The following is a 17,136-nucleotide window of genomic DNA, read 5'->3' as shown; positions in this document are numbered from 1 at the left end:
CGGTCCGGTTCACAGTCCGGTTTACGGCCCGGTTTACGGCTCGAACTTGTAGCCGAGGCCGCGGACCGTCACCAGGAAGCGCGGCGCGCCCGGGTCCGGCTCGATCTTGGCCCGCAGCCGCTTGACGTGGACATCGAGGGTCTTGGTGTCGCCCACGTAGTCGGCGCCCCAGACCCGGTCGATGAGCTGCATCCGGGTGAGCACCCGGCCGGCGTTGCGCAGCAGCATCTCCAGCAGGTCGAACTCCTTGAGCGGGAGGTCCACCTTGCCGCCACCGACGGTGACGACGTGCCGGTCGACGTCCATCCGGACCGGCCCCGCCTCCAGGGCGGCCGGGGAGATCTCCTCGGGCTCGCCCCTGCGGCGCAGCACCGCGCGGATGCGCGCCACCAGCTCGCGCGAGGAGAACGGCTTGGTCACATAGTCGTCCGCGCCTATCTCCAGGCCGACGACCTTGTCGATCTCACTGTCCTTGGCGGTGACCATGATCACCGGGACATTGGACTTGAGCCGCAACTGGCGGCAGACCTCGGTGCCGGGCAGGCCCGGCAGCATCAGATCAAGCAGGACCAGATCGGCGCCATTGCGTTCGAACTCGTCCAGCGCGTCGGGCCCGGTCGCGGAGATGGCGACCTCGAAGCCCTCCTTGCGGAGCATGTACGACAGCGCGTCACTGAAGGACTCTTCGTCCTCTACGACGAGTACGCGGGTCACGGGAGGACCTCCGGGGCGGGGATGTGTTCGGGGAAAGTCTGGAAAAGCTGGTCGTCCGACGGCTCGTCGGCCGGGTCGGCGTCCGCTTCGGCCTCGGGATCGGTGCCTGGCGGAAGCGCGCGGTCGCGGGCGATCCCTGCCTCGGGAAGCCGCAGTGTGAAGGTGGAGCCCTGGCCTTCGGCGCTCCACACCGTGACCTCCCCGCCGTGCGAGGCGGCCACGTGCTTGACGATGGACAAACCGAGCCCGGTGCCGCCGGTGGCCCGCGAGCGCGCCGGGTCCACCCGGTAGAAGCGCTCGAAGACCCGGTCGCGGTCCTTCTCGGAGATGCCGATGCCCTGGTCGGTGACGGAGATCTCGATGAGGTCTCCTCCCCCGGAGCCTGCGGCCCGGGAGGTACCCCCAGAGGCGGGGATCCGCCGGCCGGCTATCCCGACCCGCGTGCGGGCCGGGCTGTAGTTGACGGCGTTCTCCACCAGGTTGCCCAGCGCGGCGGCGAGCTGGCCCCGGTTTCCCCAGATGAAGAGATCGGGGGTGGTTCCGGTGGCCATGGTGATCTGTTTGGTGTTGGCCTGGTGCCTGCACCGGTCGACGGCCTCGGCCACCAGGTCTTCCACGGCGACCGGCTCGGCGTCGTCGAGCAGGTCGTCGTTCTGCACCCGGGACAGGTCGATGATCTCCTGGACCAGGCTGGTCAGCCGGGTGGCCTCGATCTGCATCCGGCCGGCGAACCGGTTGACCGCCTCGGGGTCGTCGGCCGCGTCCATCACGGCCTCGGAGAGCAGCGAGAGCGCGCCGACCGGCGTCTTCAGTTCATGGCTGACGTTCGCCACGAAGTCACGGCGCACCGCCTCGATCCGGCGGGCCTCGGTGAGGTCCTCGACCAGCAGCAGCACCAGCCGGGAGCCCAGCGGGGCGACCCGGGCCGAGACCGCGAGCCCTTCGCCGCGGCCGGCGCCGCGCCGCGGCAGATCGAGTTCGACCTGGCGTATCTCGCCGTCCCGCCGGGTCTCCCTGGCCATCTGGAGCATCTGGTCGACGGCCAGCCGGCCGCCGCGCACCAGCCCGAGGGCGTACGCCGCCGAGCTGGCCTTGACCACCGTGTCGCCCTCGTCCAGGACGACCGCCGAGGAGCGCAGCACCGAGAGCACCGTGTCCACGCCCGGCGGCAGTACGGCTGTCATGTTGTCGGGCCTCATCGCGGTACGGGTGGGGCGGGCCTGTTCCCGCTCACTCCAGCGGAACGCGAGCACGGCGACCACACCGGTCAGCAGACCGGCCAGCGCACTGGCTGCGGCGACTGCCGCGTTCACGTCCATACCTCCAGATTAGGTGGCTCGTTCAAACACTCCACAAGCCTGAGAGATACCTCTCGGATGTACGTTGCCAAGAGTTCACCTCCACGTGGGGGGCGATTCACTCTGGGTGCGCGGCCGGTACGCGTAGGACCGCGAGCGTGACAGCGTGGAGGAGAAACCTCTGTACGGACGGAAGGAACGCGATGCGGGACGCATACCACGAGGAGCTGGACTCGATCGGTGACGGGCTGGTCGAGATGGCGCGGCTCGCCGGCTCCGCGATCGGCCGGGCCACCACCGCGCTGCTCGACGCCGACCTGAATGTCGCCGAGAGCGTCATCGCCGCCGACGAGAAGGTGGACGACCTCCAGCGCGAGCTGGAGAACCGGGCCATCACCCTGCTGGCACGGCAGCAGCCGGTCGCGACCGACCTCCGGATCGTCGTCACCAGCCTGCGGATGAGCGCGGACCTGGAGCGTTCCGGCGATCTGGCCCGCCACGTCGCCAAGCTGGCCCGGCTGCGTTTCCCGAACTCCGCGGTGCCGAGCGATCTGCACAGCACCATCCTGGAGATGGGTCAGCTCGCCCAGCGGCTGATGGCGAAGTCCGCCGAGGTCATCGTGACCAAGGACGTGGACGACGCGCTCCAGGTCGAGGCGGACGACGACCGTATGGACGAGCTCCACCGGGCGCTCTTCCAGCACCTGCTGGACGACCGCTGGAAGCACGGCATCGAGACCGCGGTGGACGTCACCCTGGTCGGCCGCTACTACGAGCGGTTCGCCGACCACGCGGTCTCGGTCGCGAAGCGGGTCGTCTACCTGGTGACCGGTGAGCACGCGGACGAGCTGACGCCGGCGCCGACGGTGGTGGAGGGGGCCTGACGGGGGTCTGACGGCGGGGGGGCTGACGGCAGGGGGCGGGTCACGGCGGCGGGCGCGTAGCGGGAGGGCGCGGAACGGCGGACGTCAAGGCGGCGGGGCAGGCGGGGGCGCGGGGCGCGTACGGCGCGGGGGACGGCGCATCGGCGAAATGTCCGCGCGCGCCCTTGAAGCACGGGTTCGGGTGGGGGTTCACTGATGCCAGGCAAGTCCGAGGAGGCTGCACTGATGTCGGAATCCCCCACGCCACCGCCCGACCGCCACGACCGGCCCGCGCCCACCGATGGCGTGGCCCCCTTGCGTACGCCGCTTCCGCTGCTCGCCGCCTGCGGCTGCGGTTCCGGCTGCGGCTGCGGCTGCCAGTCCGGCGCCGCGTGCCAATGCGGCGGCGCTCACTAGGTCGTCCTGGCAGAGGTGACGTCCCCGTAGTGCCCGTAGAGCTTGCGGCGAAGGCCCGTTCGATTCCGCCCCGCCCGGATCCGTCCGGCGGGGCGGAGTGCGGTCAGGGGCGGAGTCCGGTCGGGGGCGACGTGCGGTCCGGCACGTAAAGCGATCGAGGGGCCGAAAGCGGCGATGCCCGGCGGGTCGGGAAGCTGAATGCGGGCGATTCGGGGCAGGTTACCTTCCACCGCATCCAGGGAGAAACCATGCGCATCCACACCGTCGCCACCATCGGGTTACTCGCCACCACCGCCTTGCTGACCGCCTGCGACCCGAACACCGCCACCGGGGGCAACGCGGCGAGCCCCGGCGGCAAGCCCGCGACGACCAAGACCGTCCCCAAGCTGACCGGTATGGGGTTGCAAGCCGCCCAGGACGCCGCCCAGTCGGCCGGCTTCCCCAACCTCACCTCGCACGACTCCGCCGGCCGTGGCCGTACGCAGCTACTGGACCGGGACTGGAAGGTGTGCTCGCAGAAGCCGGCCGCCGGCGCGCGGGCCTCGACGGCCACCAGGCTCGACCTCGGCGCCGTCAAGGAGAGCGAGACCTGCCCGAGCAGCGACAAGGCGCCGCCGGCCAAGGCGGGGAAGTCGATGCCCGACTTCCTCGGCAAGAGCCTCAACACCGCCACCGAAGCGCTGGCTTCCGGCACCTTCATCAGCACGCGCGACGCCACGAGCAAGCACCGGATCATCGTCGTGGCGTCCGACTGGAAGGTGTGCACGCAGTCCCCGAAGGCGGGGACGGCGCTCGGTGATCAGCACGTCAGCTTCACCGCGGTGAAGTTCGACGAGACCTGTCCCTGAGCGCGGCCGGTCTTCTCCCGCCCTCGGCGGCCTTTGGTGATCTCCGGGCGGGTTCGTGGGGGCCTTCCCCCGTTTGACGGAGAGAGCGGATGTCTCCGCCGTTCGTAGCCCAAGTGAATCTTCTCGTGCATGACTCTTGCCCCTCGGGGCGACGGTCGCCACGCTACTCATCGGATGTATCCATCCGATGTCCTGCCTGGCCGCTGCATACGGAGATCCCTTGACGCGCCTGCCCAGCCTTGCCGTTCCCCTCGCTCTGGCCGCCGCCTTCCTCGCCGCCGCCGGTGCGCCGCCCGCCCAGGCGGCGCCACCCGATCGCGGTTCGACCCCGACGTTGCATGTCTCCCCGGACGGCCGCGGCACCGCCTGTACGGTCGAGCGGCCGTGCGGGCTCGGCGTCGCGCACCGCGAGGCGGGAAGGCTGTCGGCGCTCGCCGTAAATCATGCCGGCCACGGCGGCCACAGCGCGCACCAGCCCGCCGCCTCCGTCCTGGTCGAACTCCAAGGCGGCACCTACCGGTTGACCAGCCCGATGCAGCTCGGCCCGCAGGACTCGGGTACGCCCGGCGCGCCCGTCGTCTACGAAGCGGCGCCCGGCCAGCAGCCGGTGTTCAGCGGCGCGGTCCAGGTGACCGGCTTCCGGCAGGTGGACGCGACCCGGCACATCTACCGCGCCACCGTCCCGGTCGGCACCCAGAGCCGTGAGCTGTTCGTGAACGGAACGCGGGCCGACCGGGCCCGCGGCCCGCAGAACCCCGGCGGCTTCTCCGTCACCGCCACCGGTTTCACCACCTCGGACCCCTCCTACGCCGCCTGGCCGCACACCCCCGGCATCGAGGTGGTCCGCAACAACGCCTGGAAGCAGCTCCGCTGCCCGCTGACCGCCATCTCGCCGAGCGCGTCCGGCGGTTCCGATCTGACCGTCGACCCCGACTGCTGGCGGAACAACCACACCGCGGTACCCAACCCCGGTTTCCCGCTGAACGGCGCCGGGTTGCCCACCCTTGACGGCATCACCTGGATCGAGAACTCACCGGCCCTGCTCGGCACGCCCGGCCAGTTCTATCTCGACAGCGCGGCCGGCCAGTTGTCGTACGTGCCGCGCCGCGGCGAGGACATGGCGACCGCGGATGTCGAACTCCCGCTCACCGAGGAGCTGGTGGACCTCGCCGGTACGCCGGGCCATCTCGCGCCGCTCAACGACACCGCGCCCGGGGCCGGTTACGCCGGCACCTGGACGTATCAGAGCGGGCGGCACTACGGCGATCTCCAGTCGGACGTCCACTACACCGCCACCAACGGCGACTCCTTCTCGTACACCTTCACCGGCACCGGCATCCAGGTGCTCTCGGAGACCAACTCCGACGAGGGCAGGGCCGATGTGTACGTGGACGGCGCCAAGGTCTCGTCTGTGTCGGGGACGGGCGGCGGCGGTACGGAGCGGCTGGCGCAGCAGGTGCTGGCGTCGGTGACCGGGCTCGCCAAGCGCACGCACACGGTGAAGGTGGTGAAGACCGGCGGGCAGTATCTGCTGGTCGACGGCTTCACGGTGATCCCGGACACGGTGGCGCCCGTGCACGACATCACCTTCGCCGGCATCACCTTCGCGTACACGACCTGGAACGCGCCGAGTTCGCAGGGCTACGTCGACAACCAGGCGGGCGTGCTGTGGGATCCGCGGACGCAGGCGCCGACGCGTATCCCGGCCGCCGTGCAGGTGCACCGCGGGGCGCGGATCTCCTTCACCGGGGACACCGTGTCGCACACCGGTACCAGCGGGATCGAACTGGCCGACCAGACACAGGACTCGACGGTCAGCGGCAGCACGATCACGGACACCTCGGGCGTGGGCGTGGCCGTCGGCGAGGTCGACGACTACTACCAGTCGTTGCCCGCGCTGATGACCAGCGGCAACACGGTCTCCGGCGACATCGTGCAGACGCCGGGGCAGGAGTTCTCGGACGCGGTCGGCATCTGGGTCGGCCACAGCCGCGGCACCACGCTCGCGCACAACGATGTCGGCTACACCCCGTACTCGGGCATCTCCATCGGCTGGGGCTGGGGCTGGGCGTCCTCCTGCGACCTCCAGGCGCGGCAGGGGCTGCCGGTTCCGTGTCTGCACGGCACGACGTACTCCGGCGACAACCACGTGGTCGGCAACCATGTGCACAGCGTGATGGGCAAGCTCTTCGACGGCGGGCCGGTCTACACGCTCGGCGGGCAGGCGCTGGCTTCGGAGTTCACCGGCAATGTGCTGTCGGAGTGCGTCGACGGGTGCAACATGATCTACCACGACGAGGGCAGCTCGCTGTGGAACACCCATGACAACGTGGTGCGTTACGGCAACGGCTCGCTGTGGCTGAACCTGTGGACGCCGAGCATCCACGACGACTCGATCCACGACAACTACACCGACACCGCCGCGTACAACAACAGCGGCACCGCCATCGACTTCCACCCGTCGACGGTGGTCACCGACGGCGACTGGCCGGCCGCCGCCAAGGCGATCATCGCCGCGGCCGGTCCCGGCACGCTCCCCGGCGCGACGGTGGACGACGACGATCTGCGGGTCGACTACCACGGCGCCTGGTCGTCGAGCGGCTCCCGGGCCCTCGGTGATCTGCACGACGGCGTCCACTACACGCAGGCCGACGGTGCTTCCGCGACGATCTCGTTCACCGGGACGGGTGTCAGCTTCTTCACCGAGACCAACTCCGACGAGGGGCTCATCGGGGTGTCGCTCGACGGCGCCGACCGGGGCACGGTGAATGCGGATAGCGCCCAACGCCAGTCGCAGCACGTGCTGTTCACGGCGAGTGGGCTGGCGCCGGGGCCGCACACCCTGACGCTGACGAAGGAGTCGGGGAGCTATCTGCTGGTGGACGGCTTCAGGTTGAGCTGACGGCTTAGGTTGAGGTGAGGGGTGGGGCCGGACGGGTAGGCGCGACGGCCCGCCCCGGCGCCGGACGGGGGCGGGCCCGCGGCGCAACGGGGGTCAGGCCTTGGACGGGCGGGGCAGGGCGAGGGTTTGGAGGGCGCGGACGAAGGCTGCCGCGTCCTCGGCGGGGAGCGGGGCCAGGAAGTGCCGCTCCATTTCCTGGCGGGCGGCTTCGGCGCGGCGGCGGAGGTCGTGGCCGGCGGGGGTCAGCCGTACCGCGTTCCTGCGGCGGTCCTGGGCGCTGCGTTGCCGTTCGACCAGGCCCTTGCCCTCCAGCGCGTCGACGAGCGCCACCATCGTCGTACGGTCCACGCCGAGCCGGTGCGCGGCGTCCGACTGGGACAGCGGCGCGGCCACCGGCTCCGTATCGGCCGCGAGGACGGCGAGCACCGCCAGTTCGCGGCCGTCGACCCCGTACGGCTCGAGCGCGCGGGCCGATGCCTCGGCGAGTTGGGCCTGGGCGTGCTTGAGGAGGTAGCCCAGGCGGGTGCCGAGCGGATGCGCGGGCGCGGGGGGCGGGTCGCCGGTCATGGCCGGAGCGTAGCCGAGACGGGTATAGTCAGCTTGACTGATGATCCGCTAGAGTGACGTTATGCCCGCCATCGCCGCACCCCCGTGGTGCGCGGCCGTCGAACCGAAGGGCCTCCACCGTGAGCGACCGGCAGAACCCGGTGACGTTCGGCGTCAAGACCACCCCGATGCGCGTCGGCTACGACGAGATCCTGCGCGTATGGCAGGAGGCCGACGAGCTGCCGCAGATCGCGGACGCGTGGCTGTGGGACCACCTGATGCCGATAGCCGGGCCGCCGGACGGCGGGATCCTCGAAGGGTGGACGCTGCTGAGCGCCCTCGCCGCGCGGACCCGGCGGCTACGGCTCGGCCTGCTGGTCACCAGCAACCGGGTCCGCGAGCCGGCCGTACTCGGCAAGATCGCCACGACGGTCGACGTGATCTCGCACGGCCGGCTGATCATGGGCCTCGGCGTCGGCGGCACCCGGCAACCGCCCGGCGCGGGCGGCATCGCGGGGGCGAACCCGGCGATCGCCGAGTACGCCGCTTACGGTCTGCCGCTGGTCTCCGCGGCGGAGGGCATCGCGCGGCTGGCGGAGACCATCGCGATCCTGCGGTCCATGTGGACGGAGGAGGTCTTCGACTTCGACGGCCGCCACTACACCCTGCGGGGCACCCGCAACGAGCCCAAGCCCGTGCAGCGCCCGGGCCCGCCGCTGCTGATCGGCGGCTGGGGCACCCGTACGCTGCGGCTGGTCGCCGAGCACGGGGACATCTGGAACGTGCCGGGGCCGCCGCACAACAGCCTTGACCTCATCGCCGAGCGGGGCCGGGTGCTGGACGCGCACTGCGCGGCGATCGGCCGCGATCCCGGGGCGATCGTCCGGTCCGTCCAGTACATCGTCTCGTACGACGATCCCGCCGCCGACCGCGCGGCCGTCCTCGACCTCATCGGGGCCGGCCTCACCCACATCGTGCTCAGCCTCCGCCCGCCCTATCCGCGGGGCGCGGCGCGGTGGCTCGTCGACGAGATCATCACACCGGTCCGCGAAGCCCTTCCGCCAAGCTGACTACCGCCCGGGCCGCCACCCGTGCCGCCGGTGCCGGCCGCGCAGCACGCGAAGCCCGTCGACCCCGCGCACGACCGACGCGACGCCGAGCACCACGAGCACGACCTCCAACACGGTGGTCGCCGTCGAGTTCCCGCCATCGGCCCCGCCGACCAGCACCACCGCCGCCTGAACGGCGACCAGCACCCCGGCGACGATGCCCAGATACCCGGCGGTCCTGCTCCTCGGCACGAACCGCCACCACGGCCCACCCGCCGGATGTCCCCAACTTCTTGCGTTCCCGGTCGACATACAGCCTCCCTCTCTCGCACGTACCCCCTCCGCTGCCCCGCCCCCCTGTCCTGAAACAGCCACCCCAGGTACGACGACGACGCGGAAGCCGCTGACGGCCGACGGAGGGTCCCAGGAGACGCCCCGCCGCGCCCGCTAGTGCCTGATACCGGACTTCGGCGCCCTGTCGCACCATGAGGTCCCCCAGGTCGCGGGTGTTCCTCTCCCAGACCGTGGTTGAACGTGTTCAAATCCTATGGGAGCATCATGGTCCAGCTTCAGGGGGAGGGCAGGATGGGAGCCACAGAGGCGTCTCAAAGAGCGAAGGACACAAGGGGCTTCGGCGGGGCGACCGTCGCGGCTCTCGTGTGGGCAGCAATGATTGCTGCCAGTCCTTGGCTGTCATCGGCCGTGAATGGTGCCGACTCGACGGGCCTTACCTTCGTTTTCAGCATGATGGTCTGCGGCTCCGTGCCCTCCTTCCTGCTGGGGGCACACCTGGGACTCAACCGCGCGTGCTGGGTTCTGGGGACATCTGGTGCCCTGGGGCCTGTCCTCTGGTTCCTGGGCTCAGCGGCCCTCGGCGATCCAAACTCGGCCTTCGCGGTTTTCGCTTTGGTGTTCGTCAGCGCACCCTTGCTGGGAGGTGCGATCGCGGGTTGGTGGTGGACATGTCCGCACCGATGAGGGGGCACCACAGCGCCCTCGGTCGCTAGTGCTGTGACCGCCGAAGGTTCGCCGGGTTGAGGGGGTGCACCCCGTGAGCGAGGCGGTCGGCGGTGAAATTCATGGATGCTTCGATCACTCGCCGCCTAGGGTCTGCCGCATGACTCTCGCTTACGATGCGACCGGAGACGGTCCCGCGCTGGTACTACTGCACTCCGCGGTGTGCGACCGAAGGATGTGGGATCCGCAGTGGCCGGCCCTGGTCGATGGCGGATACCGGGTGGTGCGTTGCGACTTCCGGGGCTTCGGCCAGACTCCCTTGCCGGACCGGCGCCACAACGACGCAGAGGATGTACTGGACCTGCTGGACGCCCTCGGCATCGAGCAAGCGGCGCTGATCGCCTCCTCGTATGGCGGACATGTTGCTGTGGAGATCGCCGCACGCCGTCCGGACCGGGTCTCCGCCATGGCGCTGTTGTGCGCCGGACTGCCGGGGCATGAACCCACCGATGAGCTGCGCGCGTTCGGCGAGCGGGAGGACGCGCTGCTTGAGGCGGGCGATATCGCGGGGGCCGTGAAACTGAACGTGGACACCTGGCTGGGACCGGACGCCGAGGAGGCGGTCCGGGAGGAGGTGCGCGGGATGCAGCGGCATGCCTTCGAGGTGCAACTGGCCGCCCCCGAGGGGGCCGGACGGACCAAGGTGGAGATCGACCTGTCAGCGATCAAGGCACCCTGTCTCGCTCTTTCGGGCGGCCGCGACCTGGCGGATTTTCGGCAGATCGCGGCCCGGCTGCCGGGTCTGCTCGCCGACACCCGGCACCTCGAACTGCCCTGGGCCGGCCATCTCCCCAGTCTGGAGCGGCCTGCCGCTGTGACGAACCTGCTGACCGGCTTCCTACGCGAGATGGTCCCCGCTGGCTGAGCGTGATTTCCGGGTGTCCCGGTCAGGCCGCCTGTGCGAGGCGGCGGCCGCCCCAGCGGACGCCCTAGTGGACCTCGACGGGGTTGGCCCAAGAGGCGTTGGTGGGGTGAAGCACGGTTCAACCTTGTTTTTCTTCGCCCAGGCGCGGATCTTGGTGCCGTTGTGGGCGGAGAGGTTGTCCATGATCACGTAGATCGGGGCGCAGTCCGGGCGCGAGGCGCGGATTGACTTCAGCGCGGTCAGGGAGTTCACGGCTCCTTTGCGGCGGCGGTTGACTCCCCACAAGGTGTCGTCGCCGACCGAGTAACAGCCGCGGAAGTAGGTCACCCCGTGGGTGCGGTGGTAGGTCGCAGGGGCCCGGTCGGGCCGGCTCCGCTTCGCCCAGCAGGACCCGGCGGTGGGTCGGATGCCCAGCGGGCCGAACCCGTCGAAGGCGAAAACGCGGTCGGGGAAGTGCTCCAGGACGTGTTCGATGCGGTCGAGTTTGGTGTCGCGCTCGGGGTCGGTGGACTCCTTCCAGGTCTTGGTGCACTGGAAGGTGATGCCGCGGCGGCCGATACGGCCCCGCACTGTCATGAGCCGGTAGTGCGCGGAAGACCAGGGCGACCGGCGCCGTGGACGTGAGCCGCCTGTCGGACGCGACGCATCGACAAGGAACCGTGCACCCGGTGTCAAAGCGGCGGCCCGCAGCCGGAACTACCGTCGTTGACAGCGGAGACTCCAACGGCCGCTCGACTGCGGGCACCGCGAGATGGATGTGATCCGAGCAGTGCACGAGGTGACCGGCCTGAGCTTCTGGGAAAGCCGGGGCCTGGCGCGCCAAGCTCCCGTCGTTCTTCTTGGGGGTCTGTCTGCGTACAGGGCCCAGTCCGCTGTCGCTCTGCTCCAAAGTGCGGGCGCCAGAGCGGAGTGGAGGCAGGAACCGGAGCCCGGAGAGCGCACCGCCACATTGCCCTGACGGCCCACGGACGGCCCCGGATGCCAACGTGCCCCCTGCCTGCGGGAGAAGCCGCAGGCAGGGGGCATGGTCGCGCCAGAGAACTACTTCTTGCCCTGGTTCTTGACGGCCTCGATGGAGGCCGCGGCGGCGTCGGGGTCGAGGTAGGTGCCGCCGGGGGTGAGGGGGTGGAAGTCGGGGTCGAGGTCGTAGGCGAGGGGGATGCCGGTGGGGATGTTGAGGCCGGCGATGTCGGCGTCGGAGACGTTGTCGAGGTGCTTGACGAGGGCGCGCAGGGAGTTGCCGTGGGCGGCGACGAGGACGGTGCGGCCGGTCAGCAGGTCGGGGACGATGCCGTCGTACCAGTACGGCAGCATCCGCTGGACGACGTCCTTGAGGCACTCGGTGCGGGGCCGCAGCTCCGGCGGGATCGTGGCGTAGCGCGGGTCGTCGGACTGCGAGAACTCCGTGCCGTCCTCGAGCGGCGGCGGCGGCGTGTCGTACGAGCGGCGCCAGAGCATGAACTGCTCCTCGCCGAACTCCGCGAGCGTCTGTGCCTTGTCCTTGCCCTGGAGCGCGCCGTAGTGCCGCTCGTTCAGCCGCCAGGAGCGGCGCACCGGGATCCAGAGGCGGTCGGCGGCCTCAAGGGCGAGCTGTGAGGTACGGATCGCCCGCTTCATCACGGAGGTGTGCACCACATCGGGGAGCAGGCCGGCGTCCTTGAGCAGCTCACCGCCCCGGACCGCCTCCTTCTCGCCCTTCTCGTTGAGGTTGACGTCCACCCAGCCGGTGAACAGGTTCTTCGCGTTCCACTCGCTCTCGCCGTGGCGGAGCAGGATCAGCTTGTACGCAGCAGCAGCCATGAGTCGAGCGTAGTGGAAATGCGTTGGCGCCTCCCAGCCCCCCTCTGTAATGTGCGCCAGGCACCATGGACCATTACGCAAGACGACCGGGAGAGCAGCGTATGAGGGTGGGCACGCAGGCGGCGCGGGCGGTACGGGAGACGGTCGGCGGATTCCCCAGCCAGTACTGGTGGTTGTGGACCAGCACCCTCATCAACCGCCTCGGCGGCTTCGTCGTCCCCTTCCTCGCGCTCTATCTGACCGTGCGGCGCGGCTACTCCCCCTCGTACGCCGGCCTCGTCGCCGCCCTCTTCGGCCTCGGTGGCGCGGCCGGCGCCGTCATCGGCGGGGTGCTCGCCGACCGCGTCGGGCGGCGCCGGACCCTGCTGGTCTCCCAGGTCGCCGCCGCGCTCGCCACCGCGGTACTCGGCCTGGTCGTCAACCCGCTGGGCATCGCGCTCTTCGCCACGCTGCTCGGCCTGACCGCCAACGCCTCGCGGCCCGCGCTCCAGGCGATGATCGCCGACCTCGTCCCGGCCAAGGACCGCGTGCGTGCCTTCTCGCTCAACTACTGGGCGGTCAACATCGGCTTCGGTGTGTCGGCGGCGGCGGCCGGCTTCATCGCGGCGGCCGGCTATCTGTGGCTCTTCCTCGGCGACGCGGCCACCACGCTGCTCTGCGCGGTCGTCGTCTTCGTCAAGGCCAAGGAGACGCTGGCGGCGCCGGCCCCCCGGGAGGCCGGCCCGGGCACGGGCATCGGCACCGCAACCGGCACGGGCACTGGCACCGGCACCGGCACCGGCACCGAGCCGGTCCGCATCACGCTGAAGGACGTCGTACGCCACCGCCGCTTCATGGCCCTGGTCGCCCTCACCTTCCTGATCGGCAGCGTCCAGCAGCAGGGCAACTCCACCCTCGCCATCGACATGGGCCTGCACGGGCTCTCGGCGCGGCAGTTCGGGCTGGTCGCCGCGCTCAACGGGGTGGTGATCGTGCTGCTCCAGATACCGCTGACCCGCGCCCTGCGCGCCCACCGCAGCGGCAGCCTGCTCGCTGCCGGGTCCCTCCTGCTCGCCTGGGGCTTCGGGCTGACCGCCTTCGCCGGCTCGGTCGGCTTCTACGCCTTCACCGTCGTCGTCTGGACGCTCGGCGAGATCGTGCACATGCCCGCCTCGATGTCCGTGGTCGCCGACCTCGCCCCGGCCACCGCACGCGGCCGCTACCAGGGCATGTACAGCCTCTCCTGGTCCGCCGCCGCCTTCGCGGGCCCGCTGGCCGGCGGCCTCGTCCTCGACCACCTCGGCAGCGACGCGGTCTGGATCGCCTGCACGGCCGTCGGCACGGTCGCCGCCGCGGGCTACCACCTCCTCCTCCGCCCCCGCCCCCACCCCGAGCGCCCCGCCGAACTCACCCCGACCCGCCTGACCTTGCCCTCCTGACCGGGGGGGTGCGGCGGGGGGATGCGCGGGGGTGGCCGCACACCCGGGGTTGATGGCCGGGCGCGGCAAGCGTGGTGGGAGGGTGGGGGTGTGGATGAGGCGCGGGTGAAGGCGGCGGTCGGGCGGATTGAGGGGTATCGGCGCGGGTTTGAGGTCGCGTTCGCGGAGTACTTCGCGGGGTTGGTGGCAGCGGGGGTGGAGGGGCCCGGGGGGAGTCGGTATCCGCGGGAGTGTGTGGAGTTGCTGCGGGACCTGTCGTTGCGGGGCGGGAAGCGGCTACGGGTCGCGCTGGTGTACGAGGCGGCGCGGCTGGTGACGGAGGAGGACGTGGCCGGGCTGGCGGAGGCCGCGTTGAGCGTGGAGCTGATGCAGACGTACGGCCTGGTCCACGACGACATCATCGACGACTCATCGGTGCGGCGGGGCGGCCCCTCGACCTATTACGCGTACCGGGAGCGGTTCCCGGGGCAGGAACGCAAGGCGCTGGGGCTGGCGGTGCTGGCCGGGGATCTGGCGTGGACGCTGGCGCTGCGCGTACTGGCGGAGGGCAAGGCCGATCCCGAGGTGCGGATGGCCATGCTCCAGGTGCAGTTGCGGGCCGGGCAGGACGCGGTCGTCGGGCAGTTGACCGACCTCGAACGGGACACCCACCCGCTGCCGAGCCGCGCACTCCTCGACGCTGTCACCGAGTTCAAAAGCACCCGCTACTCGATCCTCGCCCCGCTGCGGTTCGGACTGCTGGCGGCGGGCGAGGACCTCGACCGGTACGACGAGCGGCTGCGCCGGTACGCCTCGCTGGTCGGCCGCTACGAGCAGATGCGCGACGACTACCTCGACCTCTTCGCCGACCAGGCGGCCCTGGGCAAGTCGGCGGGCGCCGACCTCCGCGCTGGCCGCCGTACGTACGTCGTCTGCGCGATCCTGGAGGCGGCCACCGCCGCGGAGCAGGCGGAGGTCGAGGCCGCGCTCGCCGATCCGCACGGCACGGCCGAGACGATCGCCCGCGTCCGGGAGATTGCCCAACGGCACGGCGTGGATGCCCGGCTCCGCGCCGAGATGCGCCGCATCGCCGAGGCGGCCTCGGCGGAAGCGGGGACGTGGCGGGGGCAGTGGCGGGGGCAGTGGCGGGAGGAAGCGGTCGGCTTCTTCGAGCTGCTGCCGCTGTGGAGCGTCGACCGGACGAGGTAGGGGACGCGGCGCGGAAGCGGTCAGGTGGGGAAGCGGCCGGACTTTACGTCTGCCATGAACGCGGTCCAGCTCGCGGGGGTGAAGCGGAGGGCCGGGCCCTCCGGGTCCTTGCTGTCCCGGACCGGTACGACGCCGGGTACGCCGTCGGCGACCTCCACACATTCGCCGCCCTGGCTTCCGCTGTAGCTGGACTTACGCCACCGGCCGACCTCCACGCATTCCCCGCCGGAGCTGTTGCTGTAGCTCGACTTGTGCCAGTCCATGCCCTGCGACGTGTCGTCCATCATGCGCTGTACTCGTCCTTCAAAACGGAGCGGATGAAGTTAAGCGACTTGCCCGGGTCCAGGGCTACCGCTTGCAGGAGATCGTAGGACAAGTTAGCCGACACTACGTTTTGCCGCCCCTGCATAATCCGGCCGCTCATCATGCCTTCGGCGTACACCACGTCGTCTCCGTCGTCGTAGCCCCAGATCGTGAAGGAGCCATCGAGGCCCGCATGGTTCTCGGTGCGGAGGCGTACCACCTGAATCACCGTGTGCGGCGACTCGGCTTCGTGGAGCAGGCGTTGGAGCTGGTTGACCATGACGCTCCGGCCGCCGACCGGTCGCACCAGGGCCGGTTCGTCCAAGATCACCCAGATGAACGGAGGATTTTCCCGGGTCAGGATCTCCTGCCTCCGCATTCGGCCCGCGACCTCGATCTCCAGCCGGTCGGCGGGCATGCGGGGCAGCCCCCACTGCATCAGCGCACGGGCATAGTCCTCGGTCTGGAACAACCCATGCACGACCTGCGCCTGATACGCACGGACCTTGGCGGCCCGCGCCTCTTCCTTGGCCGCACCCTTGAACCACTCGGGAAACGGATCCTCCAGCACCCTCCGGAGGATCCGCTGGAACCGATCCCCCGTCTCCAGCGCCGCGTCCACCTCCCGGCTGAACGCCAGCGACGGCGTCCGCCGCGCCGCCTCGACATTGCACACCTGCTGGAAGCTGTACGTCGTGTGCGAGGCCAGCGCCCGGAGCGACATCCCCTTCGCCTCGCGGGTGGTCTTCAGCTCCTCCCCGTAGAAGTGCAGCCACGAGCCGCCCGGTTGCTCTTCGCCTGCTCGGCTCATGGCTCACCTTCCTAGTATTCGGACGGCGCCGGAGACGCCTGTCCTCTATCACTCAGGGTTGATCACGACCAGCCTAGGAGTAACGAAGGTCACATGAGACCCGAATGCTGAAAGACGAAAGGCCAGGCACGTGAGTGGAGTTCCGATCGCGGTGGTGATGCCCACAGATCCCGAGCAGGTCAAGCCCCGGCAGTACACCCCTCCCCAGCGGCTCTGGCCGGCGACTCCCAGCGGCGTTCGGAAGGCTCGGCACGCGCTCACGGATCAGCTCGCGGAGTGGGGCATGTCCGAGCTGGCCGACGACGCCGGGCTCGTGCTCTCCGAGCTGATGACCAACGCGCAACGGCACGGGCGCGTGCCGGACCGCCGGATCGGCACCAGTTTTCTGCGGGTGAAGGAGGGGGTGGTGATCGAGGTGCACGACGCCCGCAGCGAGCGGCCGGTGCTCACCAAGGCCGAGGAGACCGACGAACGGGGGCGGGGGCTGGCGATCGTGGAGGCGATCACCGATGGGCGCTGGGGCGTCACCGATCGGGACGGGCCCGGCAAGGTGGTCTGGGCCGCCGTCCTCGGGCTTCTGGCGTTTCTCGCCCTCGCGGAACCTACGCCTGATCTTCCGTCAGATGAGTGAACGCCTCAAGGTTCCTGGTGGGTTCGCCGCGGGCCACCCGCCAGGCGTACTCCTTGCGGATCGCGCTCGCGAAGCCCAGCTCCAGCAGGGTGTTGAAGGAACCGTCGGCGTTCTCCAGTACCGCGCCGAGCAGTTGGTCGATCCCTTCTGGAGTCACCGCGGCGAGCGGCAGGCGGCCGTTGAGGTAGACGTCGCCGTGCTGGTCGATGCCGTAACTCAGGCCGTACATCTTGAGGTTGCGCTCCAGCAGCCAGCGGTAGAAGTGCTCGTGGTTCTCGTCGGGGTGGCGGACCACGAAGGCGTTGAGGGAGAGCGTGTGGCGGCCGACGATGAGCTGGCAGGTGGTGGAGAGCTTGCGGGTGCCGGGGAGCTGGGTGACATACGTGCCGGGGGCCGGTGACTCCCAGGGCAACTCGGCTTCCCGGAGGGCCTGTTCGATGACACGGGCGGCGGTGCGGGAGGCGGC

General features: G+C 70.4%; 17 protein-coding genes and 1 pseudogene. 9 read left to right on the top strand and 9 right to left on the bottom strand.

Going from position 1 to position 17,136, the window contains the following annotated elements; genetic code table 11:
* Positions 1-33: 33 nt before the first annotated feature.
* Both OG519_RS19530 and OG519_RS19525 read right to left on the bottom strand, forming a co-directional pair.
* Complete coding sequence (locus OG519_RS19530; protein ID WP_330799491.1) at positions 34-714, bottom strand: response regulator transcription factor; 681 nt, start codon at positions 712-714, stop codon at positions 34-36.
* Positions 711-2,033, bottom strand: coding sequence for a sensor histidine kinase (locus tag OG519_RS19525; RefSeq protein WP_405585436.1), 1,323 nt, complete (start codon positions 2,031-2,033; stop codon positions 711-713). Before OG519_RS19525 ends, OG519_RS19530 begins: the two co-directional genes overlap by 4 nt.
* Before the next feature lie 182 nt (positions 2,034-2,215).
* Between OG519_RS19525 and phoU the strand changes: the two genes are divergently transcribed.
* The 3 genes from phoU (at position 2,216) to OG519_RS19510 (ending at position 7,042) form a co-directional block, all read left to right on the top strand.
* Complete coding sequence (phoU, locus tag OG519_RS19520; protein ID WP_405585433.1) at positions 2,216-2,896, top strand: phosphate signaling complex protein PhoU; 681 nt, start codon at positions 2,216-2,218, stop codon at positions 2,894-2,896.
* Between the two features lie 644 nt (positions 2,897-3,540).
* The gene (locus tag OG519_RS19515; RefSeq protein ID WP_405585430.1) at positions 3,541-4,140 is read left to right on the top strand and encodes a hypothetical protein; all 600 of its coding nucleotides are present in this window, start codon (positions 3,541-3,543) and stop codon (positions 4,138-4,140) included.
* A gap of 220 nt (positions 4,141-4,360) precedes the next feature.
* Positions 4,361-7,042, top strand: coding sequence for a hypothetical protein (locus tag OG519_RS19510; protein WP_405585427.1), 2,682 nt, complete (start codon positions 4,361-4,363; stop codon positions 7,040-7,042).
* A 93-nt stretch (positions 7,043-7,135) separates the two neighbouring features.
* On the opposite strand, the gene OG519_RS19505 is transcribed toward OG519_RS19510, so the two are convergent.
* Positions 7,136-7,609, bottom strand: coding sequence for a MarR family winged helix-turn-helix transcriptional regulator (locus OG519_RS19505; protein ID WP_405585424.1), 474 nt, complete (start codon positions 7,607-7,609; stop codon positions 7,136-7,138).
* Positions 7,610-7,776: 167 nt separating this feature from the next.
* Here OG519_RS19505 and OG519_RS19500 point away from each other — a divergent pair, with 167 nt between their 5' ends.
* Positions 7,777-8,658 carry an LLM class flavin-dependent oxidoreductase gene (locus OG519_RS19500; protein ID WP_405592848.1) on the top strand — a complete coding sequence of 294 codons (882 nt, stop codon included), beginning with the start codon at positions 7,777-7,779 and terminating at the stop codon, positions 8,656-8,658.
* On the opposite strand, the gene OG519_RS19495 is transcribed toward OG519_RS19500, so the two are convergent.
* Positions 8,659-8,949 (bottom strand): hypothetical protein, encoded by a 291-nt coding sequence (locus tag OG519_RS19495; protein WP_405585422.1) that lies wholly within the window; start codon positions 8,947-8,949, stop codon positions 8,659-8,661.
* Between the two features lie 805 nt (positions 8,950-9,754).
* Between OG519_RS19495 and OG519_RS19490 the strand changes: the two genes are divergently transcribed.
* On the top strand, positions 9,755-10,519 hold the full coding sequence (locus tag OG519_RS19490) for an alpha/beta fold hydrolase (RefSeq protein ID WP_405592846.1): 765 nt from the start codon (positions 9,755-9,757) through the stop codon (positions 10,517-10,519).
* Positions 10,520-10,586: 67 nt separating this feature from the next.
* Here OG519_RS19490 and OG519_RS19485 read toward each other — a convergent pair.
* Positions 10,587-11,077, bottom strand: a pseudogene (locus OG519_RS19485) (transposase); the annotation flags it as partial.
* A 193-nt stretch (positions 11,078-11,270) separates the two neighbouring features.
* On the opposite strand from OG519_RS19485, the gene OG519_RS19480 reads away from it, so the two are divergent.
* Complete coding sequence (locus tag OG519_RS19480) at positions 11,271-11,477, top strand: ribosomal protein L7/L12 (protein WP_405585419.1); 207 nt, start codon at positions 11,271-11,273, stop codon at positions 11,475-11,477.
* 83 nt (positions 11,478-11,560) lie between these two features.
* Here OG519_RS19480 and OG519_RS19475 read toward each other — a convergent pair whose 3' ends face one another.
* Positions 11,561-12,319: a phosphoglyceromutase gene (locus OG519_RS19475; protein WP_405585416.1), complete on the bottom strand. Its 759-nt coding sequence runs from the start codon at positions 12,317-12,319 to the stop codon at positions 11,561-11,563.
* 101 nt (positions 12,320-12,420) lie between these two features.
* Here OG519_RS19475 and OG519_RS19470 point away from each other — a divergent pair, with 101 nt between their 5' ends.
* Together OG519_RS19470 and OG519_RS19465 are read left to right on the top strand one after the other, a co-directional pair.
* Positions 12,421-13,737, top strand: a complete 1,317-nt coding sequence (locus OG519_RS19470; RefSeq protein ID WP_405585413.1) for an MDR family MFS transporter — start codon at positions 12,421-12,423, stop codon at positions 13,735-13,737.
* Between the two features lie 90 nt (positions 13,738-13,827).
* Positions 13,828-14,925, top strand: coding sequence for a polyprenyl synthetase family protein (locus OG519_RS19465; RefSeq protein ID WP_405585410.1), 1,098 nt, complete (start codon positions 13,828-13,830; stop codon positions 14,923-14,925).
* Positions 14,926-14,945: 20 nt separating this feature from the next.
* Here the strand turns inward: OG519_RS19465 and OG519_RS19460 are convergent, their stop codons facing one another.
* Positions 14,946-15,212 (bottom strand): DUF397 domain-containing protein, encoded by a 267-nt coding sequence (locus OG519_RS19460; RefSeq protein WP_405585407.1) that lies wholly within the window; start codon positions 15,210-15,212, stop codon positions 14,946-14,948.
* Positions 15,209-16,039 carry a Scr1 family TA system antitoxin-like transcriptional regulator gene (locus tag OG519_RS19455; protein ID WP_405585404.1) on the bottom strand — a complete coding sequence of 277 codons (831 nt, stop codon included), beginning with the start codon at positions 16,037-16,039 and terminating at the stop codon, positions 15,209-15,211. Before OG519_RS19455 ends, OG519_RS19460 begins: the two co-directional genes overlap by 4 nt.
* 157 nt (positions 16,040-16,196) lie before the next feature.
* On the opposite strand from OG519_RS19455, the gene OG519_RS19450 reads away from it, so the two are divergent.
* Positions 16,197-16,670 (top strand): ATP-binding protein, encoded by a 474-nt coding sequence (locus OG519_RS19450; protein ID WP_405585401.1) that lies wholly within the window; start codon positions 16,197-16,199, stop codon positions 16,668-16,670.
* On the opposite strand, the gene OG519_RS19445 is transcribed toward OG519_RS19450, so the two are convergent.
* On the bottom strand, positions 16,642-17,109 hold the full coding sequence (locus OG519_RS19445; RefSeq protein ID WP_405592844.1) for a YbjN domain-containing protein: 468 nt from the start codon (positions 17,107-17,109) through the stop codon (positions 16,642-16,644). The two genes, OG519_RS19450 and OG519_RS19445, sit on opposite strands and share 29 nt — an antisense overlap.
* Positions 17,110-17,136: the final 27 nt, after the last annotated feature.

The sequence above is a fragment of the Streptomyces sp. NBC_01190 genome, from assembly GCF_045039895.1.
In the GTDB taxonomy this organism is placed as follows: Bacteria; Actinomycetota; Actinomycetes; order Streptomycetales; family Streptomycetaceae; genus Actinacidiphila.
Note: the sequence above shows the minus strand (reverse complement) of the source record. Positions and strands in the feature narration are given on the sequence as shown.

What these genes read in the sequence shown, in the direction of transcription:
- phoU (WP_405585433.1), top strand. Translation starts at nt 2,216, where the DNA reads ATGCGGGACGCATACCACGAGGAGCTGGACTCGATCGGTGACGGGCTG.
- OG519_RS19450 (WP_405585401.1), top strand. Translation starts at nt 16,197, where the DNA reads ATGCCCACAGATCCCGAGCAGGTCAAGCCCCGGCAGTACACCCCTCCC.
- OG519_RS19505 (WP_405585424.1), bottom strand. Translation starts at nt 7,609, where the DNA reads ATGACCGGCGACCCGCCCCCCGCGCCCGCGCATCCGCTCGGCACCCGC.
- OG519_RS19470 (WP_405585413.1), top strand. Translation starts at nt 12,421, where the DNA reads ATGAGGGTGGGCACGCAGGCGGCGCGGGCGGTACGGGAGACGGTCGGC.
- OG519_RS19480 (WP_405585419.1), top strand. Translation starts at nt 11,271, where the DNA reads ATGGATGTGATCCGAGCAGTGCACGAGGTGACCGGCCTGAGCTTCTGG.
- OG519_RS19500 (WP_405592848.1), top strand. Translation starts at nt 7,777, where the DNA reads ATGCGCGTCGGCTACGACGAGATCCTGCGCGTATGGCAGGAGGCCGAC.
- OG519_RS19495 (WP_405585422.1), bottom strand. Translation starts at nt 8,949, where the DNA reads ATGTCGACCGGGAACGCAAGAAGTTGGGGACATCCGGCGGGTGGGCCG.
- OG519_RS19460 (WP_405585407.1), bottom strand. Translation starts at nt 15,212, where the DNA reads ATGATGGACGACACGTCGCAGGGCATGGACTGGCACAAGTCGAGCTAC.
- OG519_RS19490 (WP_405592846.1), top strand. Translation starts at nt 9,755, where the DNA reads ATGACTCTCGCTTACGATGCGACCGGAGACGGTCCCGCGCTGGTACTA.
- OG519_RS19455 (WP_405585404.1), bottom strand. Translation starts at nt 16,039, where the DNA reads ATGAGCCGAGCAGGCGAAGAGCAACCGGGCGGCTCGTGGCTGCACTTC.
- OG519_RS19515 (WP_405585430.1), top strand. Translation starts at nt 3,541, where the DNA reads ATGCGCATCCACACCGTCGCCACCATCGGGTTACTCGCCACCACCGCC.
- OG519_RS19475 (WP_405585416.1), bottom strand. Translation starts at nt 12,319, where the DNA reads ATGGCTGCTGCTGCGTACAAGCTGATCCTGCTCCGCCACGGCGAGAGC.
- OG519_RS19525 (WP_405585436.1), bottom strand. Translation starts at nt 2,033, where the DNA reads ATGGACGTGAACGCGGCAGTCGCCGCAGCCAGTGCGCTGGCCGGTCTG.